Below are 9,586 nucleotides of genomic sequence, written 5' to 3'. Positions count from 1 at the left end.
GCCGGCGAGGTCAAGGACGGCGCCAAGTCCCTCGCCGACAAGATCACCGGCAAGCACTGACCATACATATGCTGCGGGTGATGCGTGGGCCCGCCGCGCATCACCCAAATCGAGTGTTTCGCCACGCCAATAAGCACTGCGAGCGACGAGGCACCCTTCGGGAGCCGAAGGCGGACACACAGGCGCTCCCTCAGCGGACCTCGATCCGTGTGCCGCTCGCTCCATTGAGGAGACGCTTCAAATGGAAGGCGGCCACCCCGTCGTCGGGACGCAGCCCGACCAGGGCGGCGAAGGCCGCCAGGGCGCCGACCTCACCGGCCTCCAGTTTGGCGAAGGCCTTCTGGTACTGGCTCAGTGCCGCATCGTCGTAGGCGGCCTCCGTCAGGGGCTCGAAGGCGCGCAGCGCCTCCTGCTTTCCGCGCAGCATCAGATCGCCGAGCGGTCGGCCTCGGAAGGCCCCGGAACGGGTGACCGCCGTCTCGCTGACGCAGATGCGCGTTCCGAAGGCCTTGTTGGCGTTCTCCAACCGGGCTGACGTGTTGATGGTGTCGCCATAGGCTGTGTAGTCGAAATAGCGGCCACCCCCGAAATTGCCCACGATGGCCGGCCCGGTATGGACGCCGATCCGTGTCATCCCGAACGCGATGCCGCGCTCGTGCCAGCGGGTGCGAAAACCTTCGGCTGCCTGATCGAGGTCAACGGCACAGGCCACCGCCCGGGCTGCGTGGTCCGGCTGGTCCCCGGGCGCGTTGAACAGGACGTGGAGCGCGTCGCCGACGATCTTGGCCACCGTCCCCTCGTGCGCGAACACGACATCGGTCATCTCGGCCAGGTAGCCGTTCAGGATCTCCGCCAGCAGCGTCGGATCGAGGCTCTCGACGAGGCTGGTAAAGCCGGCGATGTCGGTGAACAGGGAGGCCACGTCGCGGCGATGGCCGCCGAGTTCCAGGCCGGAGGCGTCCCCGGCGAGCCGTTCCGCGAGATTCGGCGAGAAGTAGCGCGCCAGCGAGGCATGCGCCCGTTCGGCCAGGGACTTCCGCCGCCGAACCTCGCGCAGCGCAGCGACATGCTGGAGGGTCCGCTCGATTGTCGTCTCCAAGTCGACGAAATCGATCGGCTTCGTCAGGAAATCGAAGGCGCCGCGGTTCATCGCGGTACGAATATTGGCCATGTCCCCGTAGGCCGACACGATGATGGTCGAAGGCCGCTCGGCGAAGTCCTGCAGCTTGGTGAGCAACGTCAGCCCGTCCATGCGCGGCATGTTGATGTCGGACACCACCATGTCGACGTCGTGATGCTCGGCGAGACTGTCCAGCGCCTCCTGCCCATCATGCGCGAACAGGAACGTGACCGCGCCCTGTCGGATCTGGCGACGGAATTTCTGGGTGATCAGCGTTTTGAGGTCCGGCTCGTCGTCGACGACCAGAATCTTGGCGCTGGGCAAACCCTCACTCATGCCGTCCCCGCGCGCAGGGCGAGCCGCCGTTCGATCTCGGCCTTGAGCAGGGTGAAATCGATCGGTTTGGTGATCAGCCCGACCGCTCCGGCGGCCTCGGCCCGCTCGCGGGTCTCGGCGTCTCCATAGGCGGTGATCATGATCACCGGCACGTCGGGCTGCGCCATACGCACCAGCGGCAGCAATTCGAGCCCGGTCATGCCGGGCATGTTGATGTCGGAAAACATCAGGAGCAGGTTCGGGCCGTTGGTCGTCTTCACCCGCTCCAGGGCCTCGGCGGCCGAATGCGCGAAGGCCATCTCGAAGCGGCCGGCGCGCAACTCGCGGCGGAATTGCTGCCGGAACAGCTCGGTGACATCGGGTTCGTCGTCGACGACGAGGATCAGGACATTCATGGCTGGCTCTCGGGCACGTGCGCCGGCACGCCCGCGCTGGCGGCCGCGGTCGCTGCGCCGCCGCGCGGCAGCATGATCGTGAATTCGGTGAACTGACCGGGCTCGGTGGCGACGTCGAGCGTCCCGCCATGCTGCTTCGCCACGATATCGTGGCTGAGCGACAGGCCGAGCCCCGTTCCCTCACCCGCCGGCTTCGTGGTGAAGAACGGGTCGAACATCTTGGCCTTGACGCCCTCGGGGATCCCCGTCCCATTGTCCCGGACGCGGATCTCCACCGCGTCGCCGCGGTCGCACGTGGCGACCGCCAGGGTCGGCGCGTAGCCGGGCTCGGCCCCGTCGGTCCGCTTCTCGGTGGCGTAGAATCCGTTCGACATCAGATTCAGGAGCACGCGCGTGATTTCCTGCGGGTAAATGTCGGCCAACCCGGCCGCCGGATCGAAATCGCGCACCAGGGTCACGTTGAAGCTCGGCTTGGCGGCGCGGGCGCCGTGATAGGCGAGGTTCAAACTTTCCTCGACCAGGGCATTGATGTCCACGGGGCGGTGCTCGCCGGATCCGGTGCGCGAGTGCAGCAGCATGTTCTTGACGATCGAGTCCGCCCGCTTCCCGTGTTGAACGACCTTGTCGAGGTTGTTCTTCAGAAGCTCGGCGATCTCGTCGGCCTCCGCGCGGATCTTCGGGTCGAGGTCGGTCGCCTGGAGCATCTCGATCAGCTCGTCCACAAGCTCCTTCGAGAGCGACGCGAAGTTGTTCACGAAGTTCAGGGGGTTCTTGATCTCGTGCGCGATGCCGGCCGTCAGTTGACCCAGCGACGCGAGCTTCTCGGACTGGACCAGGCGATTCTGCGTCTTCTGAAGGTCGTCCAGCGAGGTGTTGAGATCGCGGGTCCGTTCCTCGACTTTGGCCTCGAGGGTCTCGTAGGATTCCTGGATCCGGCTCGCCATGGCGTTGAACCGGTGCGTGAGCGTCTCGATCTCGTCCCCGGTGCGGATCACGATGCGCTTCGACAGGTCCCCGGCGCCGAACCGCTCCGCCCCATCCTCGAGCTGGCGGATCGGCACCACCATGCGCCGGGCCAGGAAGGTGCCGGCCACCGTCGCCATCAGCACGCCGAGGCCCATCAGCGACAGGGTCTGGATCACCGACTCGACGAGCGGCTCCATCGCCTCGCGCAACGGCAGCTGCACGAACACGATCCAGCCGAGCCGGGCCACCGAGGCGTGCGCCGCCAGGACGAGGCTGCCGTCGAGCCACTTGACGAGCCCGTAGTCGCGCGCGCCGTCCTTGCCGGGCAGGGCGGCGGCGACGGCCGGCAGACCGGACAGGTCGGTATCGCGCAGCACGAGGCTGAGATCCGGGTGGGCGATCAGCCGTCCGGTCGAGGTCGTGACGAACGCGTAGCCGCCCTCACCGTTGTGGACGGTGCTGACCACATCCCAGATCAGCTTCAGATTGACTTCCGCAACCGTCACCCCGGGTTCGCGCCCGGCATGCGCGACCGCGACCGTCATGTAGGGTTCGGAGCCCCGGCGGAAGTAGACCGGCCCGAACCATGTCTTGTCCTTGAGCGCCTCGGTGAAGCGCGGTGAGGTCGAAAAATCCCTACCGCTCGCGATCACGTCTGGTTCGAGGCGCGAAACCCGCAGTTGCTCTTTCCCGTTCTGGTCGAGATAGGCGGCCTCGGTGATGGCGGGTGCCTGACGCATCAGGCGGATGAAGTCATAGCGCTGCTGGTCCGGCGACAGGCGGCGCCATTCGGCCCGGGTCGTCCACCCGATCTGATTCTCGATCTCGGACGCGAAGGCGTCGACGCGCTCTGCGGCCGCGTGCGCCTTCTCGCGCTGCACCGCGATCGCGTTGTCCTTCGCGTCGTGGAAGTTCAGCGTCAGGTCGACCGCGCCATTGATCAGCAGGACCAGCGTCACCAAGCCGACGAAGGCGACCGCGAACTTCGCCGACAACGGAAGACCGAACCGCCGCGGCCGGGCACCGTGAGGCGCGTCGGGACCCGTCATTCCACAACCTCGTCCGCCTGGGCGAGCAGCGCGGAGGGGATTTCGAAACCGTGGGCCCGCGCGGTCGTCAGATTCACGACGAGGTCGAACTTGGTCGGCGTCTGGACGGGGAGGGCCCCGGGATTGTCGCCGTGGAGGATGCGATCGACGTACAGGGCCGCTCGACGGACGACCTCGGCCGGATCCGGCCCGTACGACATCATGCCCCCGCGCTGGGCGAAGCGCCGGATGGCGAACACGGTCGGGATCCGGTGCCGGGCGGTCAGCGCGACAAGATGGTCGCCGTTGGCCTCGCTGAAAGCGCCCGGTGCCACGATGAGCCCCGCCTGTCCGTGTTGCGCAAGATCCGCGATTACGGGCTCGATATCCGCGGGTTTCTCGGCGACGACGATACTGTGTTCGATCGCAAGGGCAGTTGCGGTGTTCTTGAAGGCGTTCGCGTAGAGGTATCCGCCGCGGATCGTTGCGCTGGGATTCAGCAGCAGGGTGGCGTGCCGGATCGTCGGCACCGCCTCCCGGAGGACGGCGAGCCATTTCCCGCCAAGCGAAGACTCGTACAGGGTGAAACCCGTGATGCTTCCCCCCGGGCGGTTCAGGCTTGCGATCAAGCCATGGCCGACCGGATCGGCCGCTCCGACAAAAACGATCGGGATCCGTCGGGTCAGCCCGGCGACCGCGCGCAACTGTCCGTTGAGATACGTGACGATCACACGCGGTTCGGACCGCACCACTTCAGCGGCGAGCGCACGGACAACTTCGCGATCGGCGCCTTTCCAGCGATGGTCGAGTTCGAGATCGTTCTGTCCGTGATCGCGAAGCGCCGCATCGAACGCCGCCGACGATGCCTGGCCCTCGGCGTCGCCCTCGGGGAACGGCCAGAGTGCCACCACGCGCCTCGACATGTCGGCCCAAGCCGCGAGGGGCGGGCTCGACAGGAGCCAAGGCAACCCAGCGATCACGGTTCGCCGCCTCATCCGATCCTCGAACTCCATCGACCGGCCGGATGGGCCGAGCGGCTTGCACGCGACGCGACCGAATGCCCAGCCCGTAGCGTAGTCCAAGCTCAGCCGTAAGACCACGCGGCAGCCGGAACACGGTTTCTAGAATGACAGTCGCATCCCGCCGACGATGTTGCGTGGCGCACCCGCGAACACCGATCCCGTCGTGCTCGCCAGAACGGCTGCATTGTTCTGAATACCAGTCGTTCCGCTGATCGAGTTCGATAGATTTTGTGCCGACGCGACGTAAGTCGTATCGAAGAGATTGCGAACTTCGAGATAGAAGCTCAACCTTTTGGCGTATCCGCCGCTCAGCTCGGTCGCGTAGTGCAGGTTGGCGTTGACCACGGCGTATCCCGGAGCCTTCAGCAGGTTGGCGTTGTCGAGATAGAAATCGCCCTGGACGACGGTCTCCACGAAGGCACCCAGGCCCGCGAGCGGACCAGCCGGCACGTCGTAGCCGATACGCGCCAGGAGCTGATGGGCCGGCACGCCGGGGATCTGGTTGCCCGCCCGGTCGAACCGCCGCGTCAGGCTGCCGGCACTGAGCTGCTCGCTGTATCGCGTGTAGATCTGGTCGTCGAACCCATAGGCCAGCGTCCCGCGCCAGCCGGGCGCGAAGGCCCAGTCGGCGCCGACCTCGATCCCGCGATGCTCGGAAGCCGGTGCGTTGAACGTGTAGGTCTGCAGGCCTGCCCCGGGCGATTGCGAGACCAGCTCGTTGCGGAAGAACTCGTAAAACCCGGTCACGCTGAGCCGTACAGTCTCGACCGGGCTCCAATCCGCACCGAGATCGAAGCTGAGATTCTCCTGGGTCTGGAGCTGGGTGTTGTTGCCCGGCAATCCGGCCGCGGTGACGAACAGGTTGGAGGCCGCGGGTGTCGCGTATCCGGTGGCGACCCGGCCACGGAACGCCCAGGCCTCGTCCGGCCGGTAGACCAGGGCGAGTTCGGGGGCGACGTTGAGGAACGATCGGTCGGCATCCGCAACGGTCCGGGTCGTGCCGCTCGCCGAGTAGCCGAAGGCGAGGTTGCGGCCGGTGATGGCGGTGCTTTCGGCGCTGAGTCCGAGTACGCCGGTCCAGCTTTCCGACAGGGCGAGTTCGAGCCGCGCGCGCCCGCCGAAATTCGATTGGACCGCCGCCTGATCGCCGATCAGCGCCCCGAGCCGCGGGCCGCCATAGGGCGCCCGATTGTAGGTCGCGGTGTGGTTGTCGATCGTGTTGTAGGCGAGCGCCACGTAGCCGACCGCCGGCAGGCCGAACAGGTCGCCGCGCCGCGTGAGGTCGCTCATGACGTTCCACGATGGGAACGACCCCAGGAAGGCATTGACGTAGAACGGCTGATTGAAGTTGCGCTCGTCGAATCCGACTTCCGTCCGCCAGGTGGTGAAGGCGTCGAGATCATGCTCCCAGCGCGCCGCCACCACGGTGCGGCGGTCGTCGCGGCCGAAGCCGCCCTCGTCGGCGGTGACCGGCACCGTGGCGCCGAAGGCACCGTTGCGGAACAGGGCGAACGTCGTGCAGCCGGGCGCCGCGCTCGCTGCCGCGGCACAGCCGCGCTGATACGGGTTGGTGCGGTACTGCGCCAACGAGGACCGGGCCGCGAGATTGGTGTCGAGCGTGTTGTTGATCACCTTGAGTGTGAAGCGATTGTCCGGCGTCGGGGTGTAGCTCGCGAGCAGGTTGATGGTCTGCGTGTCGTAGGCGGAATGGTCCTGATAGCCGTTGGCCCGGACATCGCTGGCGAACAGGCTGATCTCGACCGGGCCGCTGACGCCGCCGACCGTGAAGGAGTGGCTGAGATAGCCGAAGCTGCCGGCATCGACCCCGATCTCGTAGCCGTCGATCTCCCGGCCGGTCCGGGTGCGGAACGCGATCGCGCCGCCGGTGGCGTAATTGCCGAACAGCGGTGATTGCGGCCCGCGGAACACGTCGATGCGGCTGTAGGCCCGGGGATCGGTGAGATCGAAGCGCGAGGCTCCGTCCGGCTGGGTCAGGATGAACCCGTCCTCCAGCACGACCGTGTTCTTGATAACGCCGGTGGAGCGGGCGTTGTTGCCGCGGATCGAGATGACGACGTCGCGGCCGCCATTGCCCTGGCGCACGGTGACGCCGGGGCTGTTGACCAGCACCGAGCCGATGCTGGTCGCGGGCCGGTCCGCAATGGTGTTGGCGCGGCCGATGCCGGTGACGACTTCGCCGACCGGGTGCTCGATCACGACGGGTGCCGAACCCGGCGGTGCGGCCACGCCGAAGGCGGCCGGACCGGCCCGGCCATTGGCGGGCTGCGCCTCGCCCTCCACGGAGAGTTCCTCCAGCGTTACGGAGGTCTCCGCGATCGCGGGGATCGGGCTGCCGGCAAGCAACAGGGCGACGGAGCCGCGGCGCAAAGCGGCTGAATCCAGGGACATCGCATGGTCTCGTCTGATCGAAGGTGGCGGACGGCGGACAGCCATCCGGTGCGGACGGGAGCGATCAGGCGGCGGCGGGTGGCGCGCGGGGACGGGCGGACCATCGGGATGGAGGCTGGCCATAGACGGGCGGCGGGATGGGCCAAGCCACCGCGCGCCAGATCAGCCTGCGCGCGAGGGTCGATCCGTTCGGGATAGGAGGCGGTGCCGATCCGGCACGACAAAGCTGGCACAGGGCACATGCCGGCGCCTGCGAATCCTGCTGATCGACCGAGGCGGCCGCACCGTCATCATCCAGCCCGTGGCCACACAGGATCCCGATCGGCAGGTCCGCGCGAGCGCCGAGCATCATCCGCAGCGCCGCGACCGGCGCCAGCGCCTGGACCCAGAGGGCGAGCGCGATCAGCGCGATGCCGAGGAGGCCCGGCCTTCGGCCAATGGGTTTCGGAGGGAGCAGCACGGGCATCGAGCCCGTCCGACCCGTCTTAGGCCCGGACCCTTCGTCGGAGGCGCTGCGCCACGCGGTCGAGGCCGAGCATCCCTAGAATGGCGAGACCGGTCAGCGGGAACAGCGCGCCGAGGCCAGCCACCAGCAGCGTCACCGTGGCGACCACGCGTCGGTCCCGCGGCCAGGGCGGTACGCCGAGGCCGCCGGCCGGCCGCCGTTTCCACCACATCGTCCCGGCGGTGACGGCGAGGAGGATCGTGGCGAGGCAGAAGGCCAGCATGGCGAACTGGTTCGCGCGGCCCCAATGCTCCCCCTTGTGAATGCCGATCCCATACTGGATCGCCCGGCCGACGGGGCCGAGATCAGCGAAGCGGACGTCGAGCAGCGATGCACCGGTATACTGATCGAGGGCGATGACCCGCTGGCGGGTGACGTCGCGGGGGTAGACCGAGGCGGCATAGACCCCATCGTCCCCGACCGGCAGCGCGAGCTCATAGCCCCGCGGCATCCCGCGTTCGGCGAGGATCGCGGCTGCCCGGTCTATCCCGAGGGTCTGAGTCGACGCGGCGGTGGGAGCGGAGCGTGGGACCGGTGCATCCTCCAGGGTCCAGCCCGGCTCGGATAGGCGCTCGCGCAGCGGCACCATCGAGACCGGTTGATGCGCCCAGAGGGCGGCGGGCTGGCCGAGGCCCGCGGCGTTCGACCAGCCGCGCAGCTGCTGGCCCCACCAGATCGACCAGGGCAGTCCGGTGAGCGCCAGAAATAGCAGGCCGCCCCCCGCCAGAAGACCGGTGACGGCGTGCAGATCGCGCCACCAGACCCGCTGCCGCGGCGTCCCGCGCACGCTGATCACACCCCCGTCCCGGCCGCGGGGCCACCAGAGATAGGCGCCCGTCAGCACGAGGATCACCGCGAAACCGGCCACCACCTCGATCGCCGCGTTCGCGAATGGGCCGAGATAGGCCAGACTGTGTAACCCCCGGACGACGACCATGAACTCCTGGTCGCGGGCCACGCGATCCAGCACGGCGCCGGTATAGGGATCGAGGTAGACGAGGATCCGGTGATCCCCCGCCGCGAGGGTGACGAGGGCGGACGTCTCGGGCGTGGCGGGATCGGTATACGATACCGGCCCGGCGTCCGGCACGGCCTGCATCGCGTTGAAGATCAGGCGGTCCGGACCGAGGGGCGGCGTCTCGCGGGCCGGCACGCGCGTCCTGTAGGCGAACAGGCGGCCGTTGATCTCGTCCTTGAACAGGTAGAGCGATCCCGTCGCCGACAGGGTGATCAGGAACGGCAGGCAGAACAGGCCCGCGTAGAAGTGCCAGCGCCAGACGGCGCGATAGATCGCCTCGCGCGAGGTACGCAGCGCGGTACGCGCCCCATAGGCGGGGGCGCTCCCGGAAACGACGGTCGACATGGGTATGGGTCCGGGCCTGAGCGATCGGGGCGGGATCGTCAGGCGGCGGGCGGACCTCGTGCTGTGCCGGGGCGCGGCGGCGGACCGGTTCTCGGAAGCTCGGCTTCGGGACGCCAGATGACTTGGACGACCGGTGCGATGGACGAAGCCGGCGCGGCCGACACGGAGATCGGCAGGGCCAGATTGCCCGCCTGCACCAGCGTGCAACAGGCGCGGACGTGGATGCTGATCGGCCCGTCGTCCGGTTCGCCTGCCGGATGCTCGGCGCACAGGACGGCACCGGGTGCCGCGAAGGCGCGGGCGGGTACGGCGAAGCCCAGGAAGGCCTGGAGCAGCAGCGCGTAGAGCGCGACCACTGAGAGGATCGCGCGGCCTTGAACCGTCCGGGGCAGGCGCCTGCGCATGCGGCGATCTAGGCGCCGGCGGCGGCGCGCGTCAATGC

8 protein-coding genes are annotated in these 9,586 nt (G+C 68.1%); all 8 read right to left on the bottom strand.

Annotated features, from left to right (window positions below):
• Window positions 1–190: 190 nt before the first annotated feature.
• On the bottom strand, window positions 191–1,456 hold the full coding sequence (locus OXS27_RS07210; protein ID WP_267355295.1) for an adenylate/guanylate cyclase domain-containing protein: 1,266 nt from the start codon (window positions 1,454–1,456) through the stop codon (window positions 191–193).
• Entirely contained in the window at window positions 1,453–1,851 is a 399-nt protein-coding gene (locus OXS27_RS07205; protein WP_243923340.1) for a response regulator, read from the bottom strand. Before OXS27_RS07205 ends, OXS27_RS07210 begins: the two co-directional genes overlap by 4 nt.
• Complete coding sequence (locus tag OXS27_RS07200; protein ID WP_267355293.1) at window positions 1,848–3,866, bottom strand: ATP-binding protein; 2,019 nt, start codon at window positions 3,864–3,866, stop codon at window positions 1,848–1,850. Before OXS27_RS07200 ends, OXS27_RS07205 begins: the two co-directional genes overlap by 4 nt.
• The gene (locus OXS27_RS07195; RefSeq protein WP_267355291.1) at window positions 3,863–4,840 is read right to left on the bottom strand and encodes an ABC transporter substrate-binding protein; all 978 of its coding nucleotides are present in this window, start codon (window positions 4,838–4,840) and stop codon (window positions 3,863–3,865) included. The genes OXS27_RS07200 and OXS27_RS07195 overlap by 4 nt, the downstream gene beginning before the upstream one ends.
• A 126-nt stretch (window positions 4,841–4,966) precedes the next feature.
• Complete coding sequence (locus OXS27_RS07190; RefSeq protein ID WP_267355289.1) at window positions 4,967–7,276, bottom strand: TonB-dependent receptor; 2,310 nt, start codon at window positions 7,274–7,276, stop codon at window positions 4,967–4,969.
• 64 nt (window positions 7,277–7,340) lie between these two features.
• Window positions 7,341–7,742: a DUF2946 family protein gene (locus OXS27_RS07185; RefSeq protein ID WP_267355287.1), complete on the bottom strand. Its 402-nt coding sequence runs from the start codon at window positions 7,740–7,742 to the stop codon at window positions 7,341–7,343.
• Between the two features lie 19 nt (window positions 7,743–7,761).
• On the bottom strand, window positions 7,762–9,144 hold the full coding sequence (locus tag OXS27_RS07180) for a PepSY domain-containing protein (protein ID WP_267355285.1): 1,383 nt from the start codon (window positions 9,142–9,144) through the stop codon (window positions 7,762–7,764).
• 38 nt (window positions 9,145–9,182) lie between these two features.
• Window positions 9,183–9,548 (bottom strand): hypothetical protein, encoded by a 366-nt coding sequence (locus OXS27_RS07175; protein WP_267355283.1) that lies wholly within the window; start codon window positions 9,546–9,548, stop codon window positions 9,183–9,185.
• Between the last annotated feature and the right edge of the window lie 38 nt (window positions 9,549–9,586).

Origin of the sequence: Methylobacterium sp. GC_Met_3 (assembly GCF_026540775.1) — a bacterium.
In the GTDB taxonomy this organism is placed as follows: domain Bacteria; phylum Pseudomonadota; class Alphaproteobacteria; order Rhizobiales; family Beijerinckiaceae; genus Methylobacterium.
The sequence above is the reverse complement of the archived record's forward strand: the minus strand, read 5'-3'. Positions and strand labels throughout refer to the sequence as shown.